Annotated in this window: 11 protein-coding genes and 1 pseudogene; 8 read left to right on the forward strand and 4 right to left on the reverse strand. The window is 66.8% G+C overall.

The window, feature by feature from the left end; genetic code table 11:
• The first annotated feature begins 56 nt into the window (after positions 1–56).
• The 3 genes from BWQ93_RS14790 to BWQ93_RS14800 are packed head-to-tail and all read left to right on the forward strand — an operon-like array spanning position 57 to position 5,567.
• On the forward strand, positions 57–845 hold the full coding sequence (locus BWQ93_RS14790; protein ID WP_077031220.1) for an ImuA family protein: 789 nt from the start codon (positions 57–59) through the stop codon (positions 843–845).
• Positions 748–2,286, forward strand: coding sequence for a Y-family DNA polymerase (locus BWQ93_RS14795; protein ID WP_077031221.1), 1,539 nt, complete (start codon positions 748–750; stop codon positions 2,284–2,286). The genes BWQ93_RS14790 and BWQ93_RS14795 overlap by 98 nt, the downstream gene beginning before the upstream one ends.
• Complete coding sequence (locus BWQ93_RS14800) at positions 2,283–5,567, forward strand: error-prone DNA polymerase (RefSeq protein WP_156878252.1); 3,285 nt, start codon at positions 2,283–2,285, stop codon at positions 5,565–5,567. The genes BWQ93_RS14795 and BWQ93_RS14800 overlap by 4 nt, the downstream gene beginning before the upstream one ends.
• A 17-nt stretch (positions 5,568–5,584) precedes the next feature.
• Here the strand turns inward: BWQ93_RS14800 and BWQ93_RS14805 are convergent, their stop codons facing one another.
• Positions 5,585–6,169: a TetR/AcrR family transcriptional regulator gene (locus tag BWQ93_RS14805; RefSeq protein WP_077031222.1), complete on the reverse strand. Its 585-nt coding sequence runs from the start codon at positions 6,167–6,169 to the stop codon at positions 5,585–5,587.
• Between the two features lie 151 nt (positions 6,170–6,320).
• Here BWQ93_RS14805 and BWQ93_RS14810 point away from each other — a divergent pair, with 151 nt between their 5' ends.
• From BWQ93_RS14810 to BWQ93_RS14820, 3 genes are read left to right on the forward strand one after another with little or no spacing between them, the layout of a single operon-like run.
• Positions 6,321–7,496 carry an efflux RND transporter periplasmic adaptor subunit gene (locus BWQ93_RS14810; protein WP_077031223.1) on the forward strand — a complete coding sequence of 392 codons (1,176 nt, stop codon included), beginning with the start codon at positions 6,321–6,323 and terminating at the stop codon, positions 7,494–7,496.
• The gene (locus BWQ93_RS14815) at positions 7,493–10,684 is read left to right on the forward strand and encodes an efflux RND transporter permease subunit (protein WP_077031224.1); all 3,192 of its coding nucleotides are present in this window, start codon (positions 7,493–7,495) and stop codon (positions 10,682–10,684) included. Before BWQ93_RS14810 ends, BWQ93_RS14815 begins: the two co-directional genes overlap by 4 nt.
• Positions 10,684–12,111, forward strand: coding sequence for an efflux transporter outer membrane subunit (locus tag BWQ93_RS14820; RefSeq protein ID WP_077031225.1), 1,428 nt, complete (start codon positions 10,684–10,686; stop codon positions 12,109–12,111). The genes BWQ93_RS14815 and BWQ93_RS14820 overlap by 1 nt, the downstream gene beginning before the upstream one ends.
• A 104-nt stretch (positions 12,112–12,215) precedes the next feature.
• Here the strand turns inward: BWQ93_RS14820 and BWQ93_RS14825 are convergent, their stop codons facing one another.
• The gene (locus BWQ93_RS14825; RefSeq protein ID WP_077032442.1) at positions 12,216–13,184 is read right to left on the reverse strand and encodes an NAD(P)H-dependent flavin oxidoreductase; all 969 of its coding nucleotides are present in this window, start codon (positions 13,182–13,184) and stop codon (positions 12,216–12,218) included.
• 143 nt (positions 13,185–13,327) lie between these two features.
• On the opposite strand from BWQ93_RS14825, the gene BWQ93_RS14830 reads away from it, so the two are divergent.
• Positions 13,328–15,025, forward strand: coding sequence for an N-acyl-D-amino-acid deacylase family protein (locus BWQ93_RS14830; protein WP_077031226.1), 1,698 nt, complete (start codon positions 13,328–13,330; stop codon positions 15,023–15,025).
• A 1-nt stretch (position 15,026) separates the two neighbouring features.
• On the opposite strand, the gene BWQ93_RS14835 is transcribed toward BWQ93_RS14830, so the two are convergent.
• Positions 15,027–16,175 (reverse strand): winged helix-turn-helix domain-containing protein, encoded by a 1,149-nt coding sequence (locus BWQ93_RS14835; protein WP_077031227.1) that lies wholly within the window; start codon positions 16,173–16,175, stop codon positions 15,027–15,029.
• Positions 16,176–17,232: 1,057 nt separating this feature from the next.
• A pseudogene (locus tag BWQ93_RS14840) lies at positions 17,233–17,388 on the reverse strand (1-phosphofructokinase family hexose kinase); the annotation flags it as partial.
• Positions 17,389–17,512: 124 nt separating this feature from the next.
• Between BWQ93_RS14840 and BWQ93_RS14845 the strand changes: the two are divergent.
• Positions 17,513–18,154: a YoaK family protein gene (locus BWQ93_RS14845; protein ID WP_077031229.1), complete on the forward strand. Its 642-nt coding sequence runs from the start codon at positions 17,513–17,515 to the stop codon at positions 18,152–18,154.
• The last annotated feature ends 155 nt before the right edge of the window (positions 18,155–18,309 follow it).

Consider the following 18,309-nt stretch of genomic DNA (forward strand, 5'->3'; position numbering starts at 1 on the left):
GACTCGTCTTGACAAGCGCAGCCCCGAAAGCGCTAATAGAACAAATCAGGAACATCATGCCTCACGAGTCGTCCCCTTCTATCGCCGGCCTGCGCCGGCGTCTCGCCCGGATCACCGGCGAGGCCGAACCGCGCGGGCCAAGCGCGGGGCGGCTGGCGAGCGGTCATGCGGACTTCGACGCCGCGCTCGGAGGTGGGCTCGCGACGGGGCGCCTGCACGAATTTTTCGCCGCCGATGCGCTCGATGCGACGAGCGCCGCCGCCTTTGCCGCGCTGCTCGCGCTGCGCGGGTCGGAGGACGCGCCTTTGGTGTGGCTGCGCACCGCCGATGCCGGCCGGCGCGGCGGGCATATCTACGCCCCTGGGATCGCCGAGCTCGGCGGCGATCCCGATCGGCTGCTGTTGATCGAGGCGCCCGATCCCAAATTGCTGCTCGCCTGCGCCAATGACGCGATTCGCGGCGCCGGGTCGGCGGCGGTGATCGTCGAAAGTTGGGGGCGGTGGCCCGCGCTCGACCTCACCGCCGGGCGCCGCCTCGCGCTCGGTGCGCGCGATGCGGGGACGACGCTGCTGATGCTGCGGCTCAATACGACGCCGAGCCCGAGCGTCGCCGAAACGCGCTGGAGCGTCGCGGCAGCGCCGTCGCGCGAACTGGAAGCCAACGCGCCGGGGGCGCCCGCCTTCGACCTCGAACTGCTGCGTCGGCGCGGCGGCGCCGCGGGCGGGCACTGGCAATTGGAATGGTACCATGACGAACAAGTCTTCCGGGACCCGGCGCTATCTGGCGCTGTTCTTCCCGTGGCTGCCCGCCGAGCGGCTCTGCCGCACGGCGCCGCGGCCGCCTGAAGCCCCGCTCGTCTTCGCCGAGAAGGCGCGCGGCGCGCTCCGCCTCGCGGGCGTCGACCGGGCCGCGCAGGCGGTCGGGCTCGCCCCCGGCATGCCGCTCGCCGACGCGCGCGCGCGGGTGCCCGAGTTGCTCGTGGTCCAGCACGATCCGGTCGCCGACGCCGCTTGGCTCGACCGGCTCGCGCTCGGGTGCAACCGCTACACGCCGCTGGTGGCGCTCGACGCCCCCGACGGGCTGATCCTCGACATCGCGGGGACCGACCATCTGCTGGGTGGTGAGGCCGGACTGATCGACGACCTCGAAATGCGCCTGTCGCGGCTCGGGATGAGCGTGCGGACCGCGCTCGGACCGACCGCCGACGCGGCGCGCGCGCTCGCGCGCTACCAGACGCGCCCCGCGCCCGACGAGGACCAGGCGGTGCGCCGCTTGCCCGTCGCGGCGCTCGAACTCGAGGCCGAGGCGACGACCGCGCTGGTGCGCGCGGGGCTGAAGACGATCGGCGACCTCGCGAGCCGGCCGATGGCGAATATCGCCGCGCGTTTCGGCGCCGAGGCCGCGGGCGCGCTGCGCCGCATCCTCGGCGATGCGCCGAGCCCGCTCGACCCGCGCATCGCCCCGCCGCCCGTCGCGACCGAGCGCCGCTTCGCGGAACCGCTCGGCAGCAGCGCGCATGCAACCAGGGTGCTGGCTGAACTGGTGGGCGAGGCAATGGTGGAGCTCGGCGAGCGCGGCAAGGGCGGGCGCCATTTCCGCGCCACCTTCTTTCGCAGCGACGGGCTCGCGCGCGGCATCGAGATCGAGACCGGCCACCCAACACGCGACACCGCGCTCGTCATGCGGCTCTTCGCCGAACGGATGGACGGGCTCGCCGACCCGCTCGACCCCGGCTTCGGCTTCGACATGATCCGCCTCGCGGTGCCGCGGCTCGAGGCGCTCGGCGCGACGCAGCTCAAGCTCGAGGGCGGGGCGGTGCGCAGTGCGGCGATGGATGAACTCGTCGACCGGATGACGACACGGCTCGGGCGCGGGCGGGTGCGCCGCCTGCTCGCCGCCGACACGCATATCCCCGAACAGGCGCAGCTCGCGCTGCCCGCAATCGACGCGCCGCCGCCCGAACCCTGGCAGGCGCCCGAGCCCGGCGAGCCGCCGACGCGCCCCTTCCACCTGTTCGATCCGCCGCAGCCGATCGAGGTGATCGCCGAAGTTCCCGACGGCCCGCCGCACCAGTTCCGCTGGCGGCGGCAGGCGCATGCGGTGCGCCGCTACGAGGGGCCCGAGCGCATCGCCGCCGAATGGTGGCGCCGCCGCGACAATGCCGGGCTGACGCGCGACTATTACCGCGTCGAGGATGCGCAGGGCCGCCGCTTCTGGCTGTTCCGCCACGGGCTCTACGACGAAAAGCCCGACCCGCGCTGGTATATCCACGGGGTGTTCGCATGAGCGCGGAGCCGCCCCCCGCAACGCCGCCCGAACCCGCTTTCGCTGAGCTGGTCGCAGCGACCAACTACAGCTTTCTGCGCGGCGCCTCCCACCCCGCCGACATGGTTGCGCGCGCGCTCGATCTCGGCCTGAAAGGCATCGGTATCGCCGACCGCAACAGCGTCGCCGGGGTGGTGCGCGCTTGGGCGTTTCTGAAGGAGTTGCAGGTCAAGGCGCCTGAGACTGTCGCGCATTTCCGGTTGGCCGTCGGCGCGCGGCTCGTTTTTGCCGACGGCACCCCCGACATCGTCGCTTATCCGGTCAGCCGCCACGGCTGGGGCCGGCTGACACGGCTGCTGTCGACCGGAAACCTGCGCGCGCAAAAGGGCGGCTGTACCCTCTCTCTGGACGACCTGCTGGAGCATTGCGACGACCTGTTGCTGATCGCGATGGAAGGCGACGAGGCAGTGCTTCGCACCCTCAAGCGCAAGCGACCGAAGTCGGTGTGGCTGGCGGCCACCATGCCGCAATCGGGCGCCGATGCCCGCCGTCTGGCCGATCTGCAGCGGCTGTCGGCGGCCACCGGTGTTCCGCTGCTTGCCACGAACGACGCGCTTTACGCGACCCCCGCGCAGCGCCCCCTGCACGATATCATCACCTGCATTCGCGAAGGAAAGACGGTCCGGAAAGCCGGCAAGCTGCTGCGCGCCAATGGCGAACGCCACCTGAAAGCGCCGGCCGAAATGAAGCGGTTGTTCAACGGCTATCCCAAGGCGATCGAGCAAAGCGCCAAGCTGCTCGCCCGCATCGGTTTCGATCTTGAGGACCTGCGCTATGAATATCCGCACGAACCGGTTCCGCAGGGCTGGAAGCCCTTCAATTACCTCCACCATCTGGTCAAAACGGCGGCGGAGAAGCGTTACGGAACCCCTCTCAGCAAAAAGGTCCGGAAACTTGTCGGGAACGAACTTCGGCTGATTCGGAAGCGGGACTACGTCTATTATTTCCTGACGGTCTACGACCTCGTCCGCTTCGCCCGCGCGCAGCAGCCGCCGATATTGTGCCAAGGGCGTGGGTCGGCGGCCAATTCGATCGTCTGCTTCCTGCTCGGCGTCACCTCGGTCGATCCGGTCGAGCATAAGCTGCTCTTCTCGCGCTTCGTGTCGGCCGAGCGCGACGAGCCCCCCGATATCGACGTCGATTTCGAGCATGAGCGGCGCGAGGAGGTGATCCAATATATCTATGATCGCTATGGCCGCGACCGTGCTGCGATCGCCGCGACCATCATCCATTACCGCCCGCGCAGCACGATCCGCGAGGTCGGCAAGGCGCTGGGCCTCAGCGAGGACGTCACCGCACGCCTTGCCGACACGAGCTGGGGAAATTGGGGCAATGAAGTCCCGGTGGAACGACTGGTTCAAGCCGGGCTCGATCCGCATAATGGCGAGATCGAGCGGCTGCACCGCTTCGTCGGCGAGTTGCTGGAGGCACCGCGCCACCTGTCGCAGCATGTCGGTGGTTTTGTGCTGACGCAGGGACGGCTCGACGAACTGGTGCCGATCCACAATGCGGCGATGGAGGACCGCACCTTCATCGAATGGGACAAGGACGATATCGACGCGCTCGGGCTGATGAAGGTCGACATCCTTGCGCTCGGCATGCTGACCTGCATCCGCAAATGCTACGACCTGATGCGCGAGCACGGCCTCGGCGACCATACGCTGGAGCTCGACATCGATTCCAAGGATCCCGCTGTCTACGACATGCTGTGCAAAGGCGACAGCATCGGCGTCTTTCAGGTCGAGAGCCGCGCGCAGATCAACATGCTGCCGCGCCTGCGCCCGCGCAAACTCTACGATCTGGTCGTACAGGTCGCGATCGTCCGCCCGGGACCGATCGAAGGCGACATGGTTCATCCTTATCTGCGCCGCCGGAACAAGGAGGAACCGGTCGAATACCCGTCTCCGGCGCCGCAATATCCGCAGGACGAGCTATATGATGTTCTGGGCCACACCTTCGGCGTGCCGCTGTTCCAAGAACAAGCGATGAATCTCGCGATCACCGCAGCCGGTTTTACCCCGGAAGAAGCGAACGGCCTGCGCCGCGCCATGGCGACTTTCCGCAATGTCGGGACGATCGAGAATTTCCGCGAGAAGATGGTCGGCGGCATGGTCGAGCGGGGTTACGAAAAGGATTTCGCCGAACGCTGTTTCAAGCAGATCGAGGGCTTCGGCAGCTATGGCTTCCCCGAAAGCCACGCCCAATCCTTCGCGCGGCTCGTCTATGTCTCGTCATGGATCAAGCATTATCACCCCGCCGTCTTTTGCTGCGGCCTGCTCAATTCGCAGCCCATGGGCTTCTACGCTCCCGCGCAGCTCGTTCGCGATGCGCGCGAGCATGGGGTCGCGGTGCGCGAGGTCGACGTCAATTTCAGCGGCTGGGACAACAGCCTCGAGCGCCGCGATGACGGGGCGCTCGCGCTGCGGCTGGGCTTTCGGCAGGTCGACGGGTTTCGCGAGGAATGGGCTGGGGAGATCGTCAAGGCCCGCATCTCCCCTTTTGCTTCGGTCGAGGAACTCGCGCGGCGCGCGAACCTGCCGCCCCGCGCGTTGCGACTGCTCGCCGAGGCCGATGCGTGCAATTCGATGGGGCTCGAGCGGCGCCCGGCCTTGTGGGATGCGCGGCGGGTGCGGCAGGGGGTGCTGCCCTTGTTCGGCGCCGCCGAAGCCGATGAGCTCGGCGCCGAGGATGACGCCAAGCTGCCGCCCACCCCACTAGTCGAGCATGTGCTGACCGATTACCAGACGACGCGGCTGTCGCTCAAAGGGCACCCGATGGCATTTCTACGCCCGGCGCTCGACCGCGAAGGCCTGTTGAGCTGCCTCCAGGTCGGCGCCGCCAAGAATGGCGCGCTCGTCCGCACCGCAGGGGTGGTGCTGATCCGCCAGCGGCCGGGCAAGGGCAATGCGGTATTCATCACGATCGAGGACGAGGGCGGGGTCGTCAACATTTTGCTGTGGGCGCGTCTGATGGAACGCTATCGCCGCGCCGTCATGGCGTCGCGGCTGATGGAAGTCGCGGGTGAGGTGCAGCGGAGCAAGGAAGGCGTCGTCCATCTGATGGCGAACCGCATCATCGACCGAACCGCACTGCTCGACACGCTGGGCAGCGACCGGTCCTTCGAACCCGAGCTATGCCGCGCCGACGAGGTCGCGCATCCGCAGCAGCCGCGCGGATACGCCCAGCGCCACGGCCATCCGCGCAACGTGCGCATCCTGCCGAAGTCGCGCGATTTCCATTGATGCCGAAGGTTATGCCTTCAACAGGTCAACGCCGCCGCAAAGAGGCAACGGAAGCGTTCGGTGCAATCGGCGATAGCCTCGTCGCCGCCGGTAAAGCCGTCGACCATCATGATCGTGCGCAGCACCCCGATGCCCATGAGGATCGACAGCAGCATGGTCGCGCGAAATTCGCTCTGGTCGCCACCGATGAGTTCGGTGAGCGGGCCCAGCACGTCGAGGTGGACAAGGTCGCGGATGACCTCGCCCGCCTTGGGCGACGAAGCCGAGCGAAGCATGATGACGAACATCTCCATCCGCTTTTCGAGATCCTCGTCGGCATCCTCGACGACGAGCCTCGCAAAGAAATCCGGCAGTTCGGCGGCGCTTTTGGGCTCGCGGAATATCTTCGGCTTTTCCTTATCGGCGACGACTTCGCGAAACAGCCCTTCCTTGCCGCCGAAATAGCGGCTGATCAGCGCGACATCGACCCCGGCGTCGCCCGCAATGTCGCGCAGCCCGACGCCGTCATAGCTTTCGCGCAGGAAGCGCTGGTGCGCCGCCGCAAGGATCGCGGCGCGTGTCGCGACCGCGTCACGTTTTTTGACGATAATTTCTCTCTCCATCGCTCCCTCTTATCGACGCTGAGAATTAAATCAACACCTGTTGACTTGTCCGCTAACGCAGATTAATCGGCAAAGTCTGACATCGCGCGGCACCTCCCCCCTCCCTGCCGCGCGATGTCGGACCGCCCTGAAAAAAGAAAAGACCAGCCCCATGACCTTGCGCCGCTCCCTTGCGCTTTCGATTTTGTGTTCGCTGACGCTCGCCGCCTGTTCGGGCGGCGAGGAACAGGGCGGCCCGCCGCAGCTGCCGGTGACCGTCGCGCCGCCGCTGGTCCGCGAGATCACCGAATGGGACGATTATGTCGGCCGCTTCGAGGCGGTCGACAGCGTCGAGGTGCGCCCACGCGCCTCGGGCTACCTGCAGCGCGCGCATTTCACCGACGGCCAATATGTCCGCGCGGGGCAACTCCTCTTCACCATCGACGCGCGCCCGGCGCAGGCCGCGCTCGACCAGGCGCGCGCGCAGCGGGCCCGCGCGCTGGCGACGCTCGCCAATGCGAAGACCGAGCTCGCGCGCAGCGAGACGCTTGCCAAGTCGCAGGCCGCGAGCCAGGAAGAGGTCGAACAGCGCCGCGCCGCGGTACGCACGAGCGAGGCCGATGTCGCCGCCGCGAGCGCCGCGATTCGCGCCGCCGAGCTCAACGTCGGTTTCACCCGCGTGACCGCCCCGATCTCGGGCCGCGTGTCTCAGCGGCTGGTCGATCCCGGCAATGCCGTCACCGCCGACCAGTCGATCCTGACCACCGTGGTGTCGACCAGCCCGATCCACTTCAGCTTCCAGGGATCCGAGGCGAGCCTGCTCGAATATGAGCGCCGCGGCGACACGCTGGTCGGTTCGCCGGTGCGCATCAAGCTGCAGGGTGCGGCCGATTACAGCATCGGCGGGCGCATCGATTTCGTCGACAATGCGCTGTCGAACGGGTCGGGCACGATCACCGTGCGCGCGGTGGTGCAGAACCCCGACGGCGCGCTGCGCCCGGGCCTTTTCGGCCAGCTCCAGCTCGCCGCCTCGGCGCCGCGCCCCACCTTCCTGCTGCCCGACACCGCGATCGTCACCGACGGCCCTCGCCGCGTCGTCTATGTCATCGGCCCCAAGGATGTGGTGCAGGCGCGCCCGGTCCAGCTCGGCCCGGTGGTCGGCAATCTGCAGGTGATCCGCTCGGGCGTCACCGCCAAGGACCGCATCATCGTCGGCGGCATCCAGCGCGCGATGCCGGGCAAGCCGGCGAAAGTCCAGGCGGGGCGCATCGGCGCCGACGGCAAGGTGATCATGCCCAAGGGTGCGCCCGCCGCGAAAGGTGACGCGAAGGCGGGAGCGGCGAAGTGAACTTCAGCCGCTTCTTCGTCGACCGCCCGATCTTCGCGGCGGTCATCGCGATCTTCATCACGCTGATCGGCGCCTTCGCCTATCCGCAGCTGCCGCTTGCGCAATATCCCGAGATCGCGCCGCCGACGATCAGCGTCACCGCCGCTTACCCCGGCGCGTCGTCCGAGACGATCGCCGAGACCGTCGCCGCGACGCTGGAACAGGAAATCAACGGCGTCGAGGACATGCTCTACCTCCAGAGCAGCTCGACGCAGGGCGCGGCGCAGATCACCGTCACCTTCCAGCCCGGCACCGACCTCGATGCCGCGCAGGTGCTGGTGCAGAACCGTGTCGCGCTCGCCGAGCCGCGGTTGCCCGAACAGGTGCGCCAGATCGGCGTGCAGGTGAACAAGCAGGAATCGGGCTTCCTGATGATCGTCGCGCTGACGTCGACCGATCCCGCGATCGACGTCGATTATGTCGGCAATTACGCGAACTCGACGCTGCGCGACCGGCTGCTGCGCCTCGACGGCATCGGCGGGGTCCAGATTTTCGGCGGCGGCTTCTATTCGATGCGCATCTGGATCGATCCCGACAAGGCCGCGGCGCGGGGCCTCACCGCGCCCGAAATCGTCGCCGCGCTGCAGAGCCAGAATGTCCAGGTCGCCGGCGGGTCGGTCGGCGCGCCGCCCTATGGCAAGGGCAACCCCGCCTTCGAACTGCCGGTCCAAGTCCCGGGCCGCCTCGTCAGCCCCGAGCAATTCGCCGATGTCGTGATCAAGACCGACACGGCGAACGGCGCGATCACGCGGATCAAGGATATCGGCCGCGTCGAATTGGGCGCGCAGGATTATGGCATCCGCGGCACCTTCGACGGCCAGAAGGGCGTCGGCATGGCGGTGATCCAGCAGCCCGGTGCGAATGCCCTCAACGCCGCGAACCTGGTGCTCAAGGAAGTCGAGGCGGCGTCGAAGGATTTCCCGCCGGGGCTGGAATATTCGATTCCGTACAATCCGACCGAATATGTCGAAGCGTCGGTGACCGCGGTGCAGGAGACGCTCGTCGAGGCGATCGTCCTCGTCGTGCTGGTCGTGCTCGTTTTCCTCCAGACCTGGCGCGCCGCGATCATCCCGATCGTCGCGATTCCGGTGGCGCTGGTCGGTACCTTTGCTGTCCAGCTCGCGCTCGGTTTCTCGATCAACTCGCTGTCGCTGTTCGCGCTGGTGCTCGCGGTCGGCATCGTCGTCGACGATGCGATCGTCGTCGTCGAGGCGGTCGAGAAGCATATCCGCGAGGGCCTGTCCCCGCGCGAAGCCGCGCACCGGACGATGGACGAGGTGTCGGGCGCGCTGATCGCGATCGGGCTGGTGCTCGTCGCAGTGTTCGTGCCGACCGCCTTCGTCCCCGGCATTCCCGGCATCTTCTATCAGCAGTTCGCGGTGACGATCGCCGCGGCGACGGTCTTCTCTTTGCTCACTTCGTTGACGCTGTCGCCCGCGATGGCGGCGCTGCTGCTGAAGCCGCACGAGGAGCATCGCGAACCGCCCAAGAACCGCGTCGCGCGCTTCTTCCGCACCGCCGCCGACAAGTTCAACGGCGGCTTCGACAAATTGTCCGACCGCTATGGCCGCACCACCGCCTCGCTGGTGCGCAAGACGACGGTGATGCTCGCCATCTATGCGGTGCTGCTGGCGGCGACCGGCTGGCGGCTAACCGCCACCCCGACGGGCTTCATCCCCGACCAGGACCAGGGTATTCTGATCGGTGTCGTCCAGCTGCCCCCAGGCGCGTCGCTCGACCGCACGAGCGAAGTGCTCGAACGCGCGCAGAAGGAAGTCACCAAGATCGAGGGCGTAAGAAATATCGCGACCTTCGCGGGGCTCGACGGCGCCAGCTTCTCGAGCGCGTCGAACGCCGGCACGATGTTCGTCAAGCTCACCGACTGGGACGAGCGCGGCAGCAAGCTTTCGGCTGCCGCCCTCTCGCAGCAATTGTCGGGCGTGCTCGCCAATGCGCTGCCCGAGGCGCAGGCCTTCGTCATCGCACCCCCCGCGGTGCAGGGCCTCGGCAACGGCAACGGCTTCGTCATGATGCTCCAGGCGACCGGCGGACAGAGCTACAAAGAGCTCGAGCAGGTCACCGGCGCGATGATGGGCGGCGCGGCGCAGATGAAGGACGTGCAACAGGTCTTCTCGCTGTTCAACACGGGCAGCCCGCGCATCTTTGCAGACGTCGACCGCGACAAGGCGCAGATATTGGGCGTCGACCCGAGCCAGGTCTATGCCGCGCTCGGCACCTATCTGGCGTCGACCTATGTCAACGACTTCAACTTCCTCGGCCGCACCTTCCGCGTCACCGCCCAAGCCGAACCGACCTCGCGCGCGAGCATCGAGGATGTCGGGCGGCTGCAGGTGCGCTCGACCTCGGGCGAGATGGTGCCCTTGTCGTCGGTCGCGACCTTCCGCAACGACAGCGGTCCGACGCGCGTCGTGCGCTACAACCTCTTCCCCGCGGTCGAATTGCAAGGCCAGGCAGCCCAGGGCGTCTCGTCGGGCACCGCGCTGACGGCGATGGAGGGGCTCGCCGACAAGACCTTGTCGAACGGCTTCGCCTATGAATGGACGGGCCTCGCCTATCAGCAGAAGGCGGCGGGGAGCAGCTCGGTCCTGATCTTCCTGCTCGCGGTGGTGTTCGTCTTCCTCGTTCTCGCGGCGCAATATGAATCGCTGCCGCTGCCGCTTGCGGTGATCCTGATCGTGCCGATGTGCATCCTCGCGGCGATGATCGGCGTCAATCTGCGCGGCATGGACAATAATATCCTGACGCAGGTCGGGCTGGTCGTGCTGATCGCGCTCGCCGCGAAGAATGCGATTCTGATCGTCGAATTCGCCAAACAGGCCGAGGAAGAGGACGGGATGAACAAATATGACGCCGCGGTCCACGCCGCGCGCTCGCGCCTGCGGCCGATCCTGATGACCAGCTTCGCCTTCATCTTCGGTGTGATCCCGCTCGCCACCGCGTCGGGGCCGGGGCAGGAGATGCGCCAGTCGCTCGGCACCGCGGTGACCTTCGGCATGATCGGCGTGACCATCTTCGGGCTGATCTTCACCCCGCTCTTCTACGTCCTCTGCCGCCGCATGGGCGACCGCGCGAACCGCTGGTTCCGCCGGAACAGGAAGACCGACGACCGGCCGGTGGAGAGTTTCTGATGACCCGTACGATCCTGATCGCCGCCACGAGCGCGCTCGCGCTGTCGGCGTGCACCGTCGGCCCGCGCTATGTCTCGCCGGTTCCCGCGGCGCCGTCGCAGACGCCCTTCCTCGAGGCTGGCAAGTCGCCCGCGTTCAGCGGCGAGCAGCCGCCGGGACCGTGGTGGAGCCTGTTCGGCGATCCCTTGCTCGACCAGCTGGTGACCGAGGCGCTGGCGGCGAACACCGACCTGCGCGTCGCCGCCGCCAATCTGGCGCAAGCGCGCGCGGTGCTGCGCGAGCAGCGCGCCGGCCGCCTGCCGACGACGACGATCGGCGCCAACGGAACCTATGCGCGCCAGCCGCTCGTCGGCGCGAGCGAAGACATCCCCGGCGCCAGCGCGTTCGAGGGCGAAAATTACGACGTCGGGCTCGACGTCAGTTACCAGATCGACCTGTTCGGCCGCGTCGGCAGCGCGATCCGCGCCGCGCGCGCCGACGCCGATGCGGTGCAGGCGGCGTTCGACCTGACCCGCATCACGGTCGCCGCCGAGACGACGCGGGCCTACACCGACGTCTGTTCGTTCAACCGCCAGATCGCGGTCGCCGAAGACACGCTGCGCATCCAGCAACAGACCTTCGACCTCGCGCGGCGCCTGTTCGAGGGCGGCCGCACGACGCGGCTCGAAACCGGGCAGGCCGGCGCGCTGCTCGAACAGACGCGCGCGACGATCCCGACGCTGACCGCACAGCGCGCGGCGGCGCTCTATCGCCTCGCGGTGCTGACCGGCAAACCGCCCGCGGAGGCGCCGCAGGCGGTGCTGGCATGCACGGCGCCGCCCGAACTGAACCGGCCGGTCCCGGTCGGCGACGGCGCGTCGCTGCTTGCGCGCCGCCCCGACATCCGCCGCGCCGAACGCCAGCTCGCCGCCGCCGCCGCGCGGGTCAATGTCGCGACCGCCGACCTCTATCCTAGCATCAGCCTCGGCGGCTCGATCGGCTCGACCGCGAGCTCGATCTCGGGGCTGGGCACATCGGACAGCTTCCGCTTCTCGCTCGGCCCGCTGATTTCGTGGAGCTTCCCCAATATGGAGGTCGCGCGTTCGCGGCTGAAACAGGCCGAGGCCGGCGCCGACGGCGCGCTCGCAACCTTCGACGGCGCATGGCTCACCGCCTTGCAGGAAAGCGAAAGCGCGCTCGCCAACTATGCGGGCGAGCTCGACCGCTTGGCAGCGCTGCGCCGCGCGGCGGCGGAAGCCGGCGAAGCGGCGCGCATCGCGCGGCTGCGCTATCAGGCGGGGCGCGAGAATTTCCAGGTCGTGCTCGACGCCGAACGCTCGCTCGCCGCCATCAACGCGAGCATCGCGCAGTCCGAACAGCAGCGCGCGACGAACCTCGTCGCGGTATTCCTCGCGTTGGGCGGCGGCTGGCAGGAACCAGCCGCCTGATTCCCTATGCTCGTCATTGCGAGCGAAGCGAAGCAATCCGAGCGAGTTTACGCCCCTCTGGATTGCCGCGTCGCTTCGCTCCTCGCAATGACGAGGTTTAGCAGTTAACCCGCGATCTTTGCGCGCACCGCTTCGGCCTGCGCCATGATGTTCGCGACCAGCTCGGCGCAGGTCGGGATATCGTGGATCAGCGCCTGGCTCTGGCCGCTGGTCCAGATGCCGCCGTCGACATCACCGTCGCGCAGCACATTTTCGCGCCCGCGCACGCCCGCCATCAGGTGGCGGACGTCGTCGAAGGTCTTGGTCGGGTCGCGCTGAATCTCGGCGACTTCCATCGACACGGCGTTCTTCGCGACGCGCGCGGTGTTGCGCAGCGTCCGGCCGACGAGCACCGTGTCGGTCTCGCTGGCATCGACGATGCGCTGCTTCACATTCTGGTGGATCTGCGCCTCGACCGTGGCGCAGAAACGCGTCCCCATGTTGACTGCATCGGCGCCGAGCGCGAGCGCCGCGACCAGGCTGCGCCCGTCGGCCATGCCGCCCGAAGCGACGATCGGCACATCGGGCAAGGCATCGACCGTCGCGGGCAGCAGTACGACGAGCCCGACATCGTCCTCGCCGGGGTGCCCCGCGCATTCGAAGCCGTCGATGCTGATCATGTCGACGCCCTTCTTCACCGCCGACACCGAGTGGCGCACCGAGGTGCATTTGTGGATAACGGTGACACCCTCTTCCTTGAAGCGCGGCAGGTGATCGGTCGGCGCGCGGCCCGCGGTCTCGACGATCTTGATCCCGCTCGCGATGATCGCCTCGCGATATTCGTCATAGGGAATTGGGTTGATCGACGGCAGCAGGGTCAGGTTCACGCCGAAGGGCTTGTCAGTGAGCTTCCGCGTCGCCTCGATCTCGTCGAACAACGCCTGCCCCGTCGGATACATATGCGCGGTGATGAAGCCGAGCGCACCGGCATTGGCGACCGCGGCCACGAGCGGGCCGTAACCCACGCCGGTCATGCCGCCCATCAGGATCGGGGTTTCGATACCGAATTTCTCGGTAATGCGCGTCTTGATCAAGGCTTCCTCCCGTCGTTTCGTTGCAAGGCCCTTGGCGCGGCGGCGGACGGTGATCAAGCCTGATAATCGCGCAGGCGCCTATGGCCAGCCGCGCAGGCTTGGGGCAGGATGATGCCTCGGTCGCAGCAGCAGGGAGAAAAGACATGGCGGGCACAAGGCGGATCGCGGGGTCGTTGGCGCTGGTCGCGAGCCTGCTCGCGCTGACCGCGGCGCAGGCGGCCGAGGACTCCGCCTATGACGTCGTGATCCGCGGCGGCACGATCTACGACGGATCGGGCAAGGCGCCGGTCAAGGGCGACGTGGCGATCAAGGACGACCGCATCGTCGCGGTCGGCACCGTCGCGGGCAAGGGCCGCAGCGAGGTCTCGGCCGCGGGCATGGCGGTCGCGCCGGGTTTCATCAACATGCTGAGCTGGGCGACCGAATCGCTGATCGCCGACCCCAGGAGCCAGAGCGATATCCGCCAGGGCGTCACGCTCGAGGTGATGGGCGAGGGCTGGTCGATGGGGCCGATGAACGCCGCGATGAAGCGGCAGGAAACCGAGCGGCAGGGCGACATCAAATTTGACATCGGCTGGACCAGCCTCGGCGACTATCTCGGCTGGCTGGAGAAGCGCGGGGTCGCGACCAATGTCGCGAGCTTCGTCGGCGCCGCGACGGTGCGGGTGCACGAGCTCGGCGAAGGCGATGTCGACCCGACCCCCGAGCAGCTGGCCAAGATGCGCGCGCTGGTGCGGCAGGCGATGGACGAGGGCGCGCTCGGCGTCGGCAGCTCGCTGATCTACGCCCCCGGCTCCTATGCCGAGACCGACGAGCTCGTCGCGCTGACCAGCGAGGCGGCGAAGTGCGGCGGCATGTATATCAGCCATATGCGCTCCGAGGGCGACCGGCTGGAAGAGGCGGTGGACGAGCTGATCGAGATTTCGCGCCGCTCGGGCGCGCCCGCCGAAATCTATCATCTCAAGATGGCCGGGCGCAGCAACTGGGGCAAACTCGATGCCGTGGTGAAGAAGATCGAGGCCGCGCGCGCCGCGGGGCAGCGTATCACCACCGACATGTATCTCTACACCGCGGGCGCGACCGGGCTCGATGCCGCGATGCCGACTTGGGTGCAGGCGGGTGGGCTCGAGGCGTGGATCGAGCGGCTGAAGGATCCGGCGACGCGCGCGCGTGTAGGCGCCGAGATGCAGAAGCCGGGCAGCGACTGGGAAAATCTCTATATCGGCGCGGGCGCCGACAAGATGATCCTGTCGGGCTTCAAGAATGAAAAGCTCAAGCCGCTCACCGGCAAGACGCTCGCCGAGGTCGCGGCGATGCGCGGCAAGAGCCCCGAGGAGACCGCGATGGACCTGGTCGTCGAGGACGGCTCGCGCGTCGGCACCGTCTATTTCCTGATGTCCGAGGACAATGTCCGCAAACAGGTGCAGCTGCCGTGGATGAGCTTCGGCTCCGACGCCGCGTCGCAGGCCACGGAGGGCGTGTTCCTGAAATCGGGCGCGCACCCGCGCACCTACGGCAATTTTGCCCGATTGCTCGGTCGCTATGTCCGCGACGAGAAGCTGATTTCGCTGGAGGAGGCGGTGCACCGGCTGACCGCGATGCCCGCCGTGAACTTGGGGATCAAGGAACGCGGCGCGCTGAAGCCCGGCTATTATGCCGATGTCGTGGTCTTCGACCCCGCCACGATCGCCGACCGCGCGACCTTCGAGAGCCCGCACCAATATTCGGTCGGGGTGCGCGACGTCTTCGTCAACGGCGTCGCCGCGCTGAAGGACGGCGAACCGACCGGCGCCACCCCCGGCCGCGCGGTGCGCGGCGCGGGTTACGGGAAATGCCAATAGCTCACGCCACTTTCTGAAACTGCTCGAACCGGTCCAGCGCAGCCTCGATCCGCCGTCGCAATCCCGATGTTTCGGGGACGAGCCAGGTCCATTTCTGGATCGCCAACGCGCCGGCCCTGCGATCCATCTTCGTATCGATCGCGGCGACGACGCGGTCGCCGACGAGGATCGGAAGCGCGAAATAGCCGAGGATTCGCTTGGCCGCGGGAACATAGGCCTCGAACCGGTGGTCGTGGCCGAAAAGCGCCGCGAGGCGCTTTCGCTGGATCACCAGCGGGTCGAACGGCGACAGGATATGGGCCCGGAGTGTCCGCTCCAAGGTGGCGACCTCGTCGAGCGCGGCAGGCGTGGTCCAGTGGCTGGTCCGCGCCAGCCCAGCGATCTCGACCGGGACGAGCGCACCGCTCGCGACGCGCCCGGCAACCAGCCGCGCCACTGCCGCCTTGGCGGGCGCGTCGCCATAGGTCATGCTCTCAAGGCTCACGACGCCCTGCGTGCGCAGCCCCCGGTCGAGCAGATAGGAGGCGAATTCATCGGCCGTCGCCGCCGGCATCGGCTCGGTCCAGCCGAAGTGCCGGTGGGTCAGTTCGTAGGTCTTTACCATCCCGGTCCGCGCGCTGATCGTGAGGTCGCCAATCCAGAACCCATGGTCCAGCAGGCGCTTCGACGGCTTCCGGCTTGCCCAAGGATGCCGCTTCTCCTCCAGTGTCTCGTCCTCGATATCGCGCAGCGACAGCGGACCCTGATCGCGGATTCGCGCGAGCATCGCCCCATAGGCATCGGGATCGATGTTGCCGTGAAAGGGATGGGCCTTGCCGCGCCTGGCCTCCATCGCGGGGACAAAATAGCGATAGTCCCTGGTCGGCACATAGGCGAGCGCGTGGGTCCAATATTCGAACGCAGACTTCTCGACCGACTGGACGGCGGCGAGCGCCGCAGTCCGGTATCGGGGGATGCGTGACCAGAGGATGTGATGGTGGCAACGCTCGATGACGTTGATCGTATCGATCTGGACATAGCCGAGATGGCCGATCGCCGCGGCGACCGCTGATGGCCCTGCGCCGAACGGCGCCCTCGCGTCGAGGCGCTGCGCGCGAAGCCACAACCGGCGCGCGTCGGCTTGGCTTATCCCGAAGATTTTTGAGCTCATATATCGTCCCCGAAGCGCCCGGCCAACGACGCTTAGGGCCGAAATACGGCCGGGGCCATGGGCGAGTGACGCCCCGATGCTTCCGACCGTCGGCAGACCGACTCCCTTCGAGAGAGTCAATCGAACCGTTTGGAAATATGGGAAAATGGCGCGCCCGACATGAATATGGTGGGCACTCAAATCATTGGGAAATTTCGGTGTTCCTTAGCTCGTAGGTCCGCAACTTATCGCGAACGCCTTCCGAACGGATATACCTGCCATTTCGTTCGACCGAACTGGAAGCTCCCTCTTCGCGCCGGTGCGGCCTAGAGGCAAGTGCACTGAACGCGCAGCTATGGCCGGTTGCAGCCAGTCGGGTTTGAGGTGCAGGTCTCAAGAAGCGGACATTCTCGCGCTACCTGAAGGGCACGACCAGACGATCACTTGATGCCGAACACAGAGTCTCTGCGTTCGCCGGGTAACTTGTCGCTCACTCGGAGGTCTACGCCGATCCTGCAAGCGAGGAGCAACGCCGCCAGTACGCCGTCTCCTGCTGGCTGAAATTTCGAGCGCGAGGCTCCAGACAGCAAGATTTGCTGGCCGTTCAGCAGGAAGTGGAGCGACCGGATATCTCCGATCTTTTATTCCAAACCCAGCGGGCTGGAGAGGCCAGCGCAAGCTGACGGAAGGAGAATATTGTGACCTTCGGACCAAAGATTCCCGCGGCAAGCTCACGCGAGGCCTCTCATACGCTGCTGGGATGCTCGGGTGATCGCGTTGCCGCATGGCTCGCCTTGCTGGGTTGCGCGGGCGTCTCGGCGACGCTGGCAGCTGCCGGCTTGTATATCGCTCGCGAACTCATTGGCACCGTATCGACCGCATTTGCAGAGACGGGGACACTCGCCCGGCAGACCAGGAATCGATCGGCGCCACATCTTCTCTTCGGGCGAACCATGGCCAGCCGGGCCACCTCAACGAAGACCTCGCCAAGGCGTGGTGGCGCTTAGCGGGAGGAGAGCACGAAGCCCGACTAACCTGTCATTTTCCGGAGTCAGTCATGGACGAGCCGCTGCTTGAGGCCAAGCCGGGCGACGACGCGGGCGACATTGATGCCGCCGCCACCCGGATCATAGCGTTCGTGACGCGACCGTATCTTGTGCGTGTGCATCACGCGATCGGCTTCGTAGGCGACATCGATTGCCGGGTTCATCGTGAGCGTAGCGATTGTTTTCATCGTCCACCCTATCGCCGCATCATGGTGGCCCGGACATACGTAGATGCCCGCTCGCGAGCGGATGACCCTCCATCAAGCGGCTTGGTGCAGACACGGCGGATGCCGCGATGCTATTGAACTGAGCATGATCCGGTACGACAGGAATTTTCGCGCGCTAGCCTGCTCCCTCGCGGCGCTCGCGGGATATGTCGACGCCATCGGATTTATGAAATCGGGCGGCCTGTTCGTGTCTTTCATGAGCGGCAACTCGACCCGAATGGCGATCGGAATAGTGGAAGGCGCCGCTCTAGGGTTCGCCGCCGCGGCGCTGATCGCCCTGTTTGTCTGCGGCGTGGTCCTTAATCTGATACTCTGCGCCAAGGTCACGATCGCCCATCGCAAGGTGACCGCGATGACCGGGGTGGCCGTTCTTCTCACTGGCGCAGCGATTTGCCAGAGCGCGGGCCTCGATATTCCGACGATCGGACTGCTCTGCCTGGCAATGGGCGCCTCGAACACGATCTTCCAGCGCGATGGCGAGGTGAGCATCGGCGTCACCTATATGACCGGCACGCTGGTCAAGCTGGGGCACAAACTGGCCGATGCGGCGCTGGGTGGAAATCGAACCGCTTGGTTTCCCTATCTGCTGCTCTGGCTTGCGCTTGTATTAGGCGGCATCTCCGGGGCAGCAACTTACACTTGGCTTCCGGACGCGAGCATTTGGATCGCTTCGGCCGTTGCCATAGCGCTGTCCGTCGCCACGCTTAGGCTGACCGAGAGTAAGTGACTTGAAATGGCCGAACTGAGACGGTCTGCGCGCGTGGAATTCAGAAAAGCTGCCATTGGGCATGTCGTGGCGGCTAAGCCCGTAAGCGACCGATTCTGGCCAGACCTTCAGTTCGGGAGTATCCCAAGATTGCCGAATTCATACGCGTCTGTCTC

This window comes from Sphingopyxis sp. QXT-31 (assembly GCF_001984035.1).
Taxonomy (GTDB): domain Bacteria; phylum Pseudomonadota; class Alphaproteobacteria; order Sphingomonadales; family Sphingomonadaceae; genus Sphingopyxis.

Excerpts from the sequence above, each read along its gene's own strand:
- BWQ93_RS14790 (WP_077031220.1), top strand. The coding sequence starts at position 57 with ATGCCTCACGAGTCGTCCCCTTCTATCGCCGGCCTGCGCCGGCGTCTC.
- BWQ93_RS14795 (WP_077031221.1), top strand. The coding sequence starts at position 748 with ATGACGAACAAGTCTTCCGGGACCCGGCGCTATCTGGCGCTGTTCTTC.
- BWQ93_RS14800 (WP_156878252.1), top strand. The coding sequence starts at position 2,283 with ATGAGCGCGGAGCCGCCCCCCGCAACGCCGCCCGAACCCGCTTTCGCT.
- BWQ93_RS14805 (WP_077031222.1), bottom strand. The coding sequence starts at position 6,169 with ATGGAGAGAGAAATTATCGTCAAAAAACGTGACGCGGTCGCGACACGC.
- BWQ93_RS14810 (WP_077031223.1), top strand. The coding sequence starts at position 6,321 with ATGACCTTGCGCCGCTCCCTTGCGCTTTCGATTTTGTGTTCGCTGACG.
- BWQ93_RS14820 (WP_077031225.1), top strand. The coding sequence starts at position 10,684 with ATGACCCGTACGATCCTGATCGCCGCCACGAGCGCGCTCGCGCTGTCG.
- BWQ93_RS14830 (WP_077031226.1), top strand. The coding sequence starts at position 13,328 with ATGGCGGGCACAAGGCGGATCGCGGGGTCGTTGGCGCTGGTCGCGAGC.
- BWQ93_RS14835 (WP_077031227.1), bottom strand. The coding sequence starts at position 16,175 with ATGAGCTCAAAAATCTTCGGGATAAGCCAAGCCGACGCGCGCCGGTTG.
- BWQ93_RS14845 (WP_077031229.1), top strand. The coding sequence starts at position 17,513 with ATGATCCGGTACGACAGGAATTTTCGCGCGCTAGCCTGCTCCCTCGCG.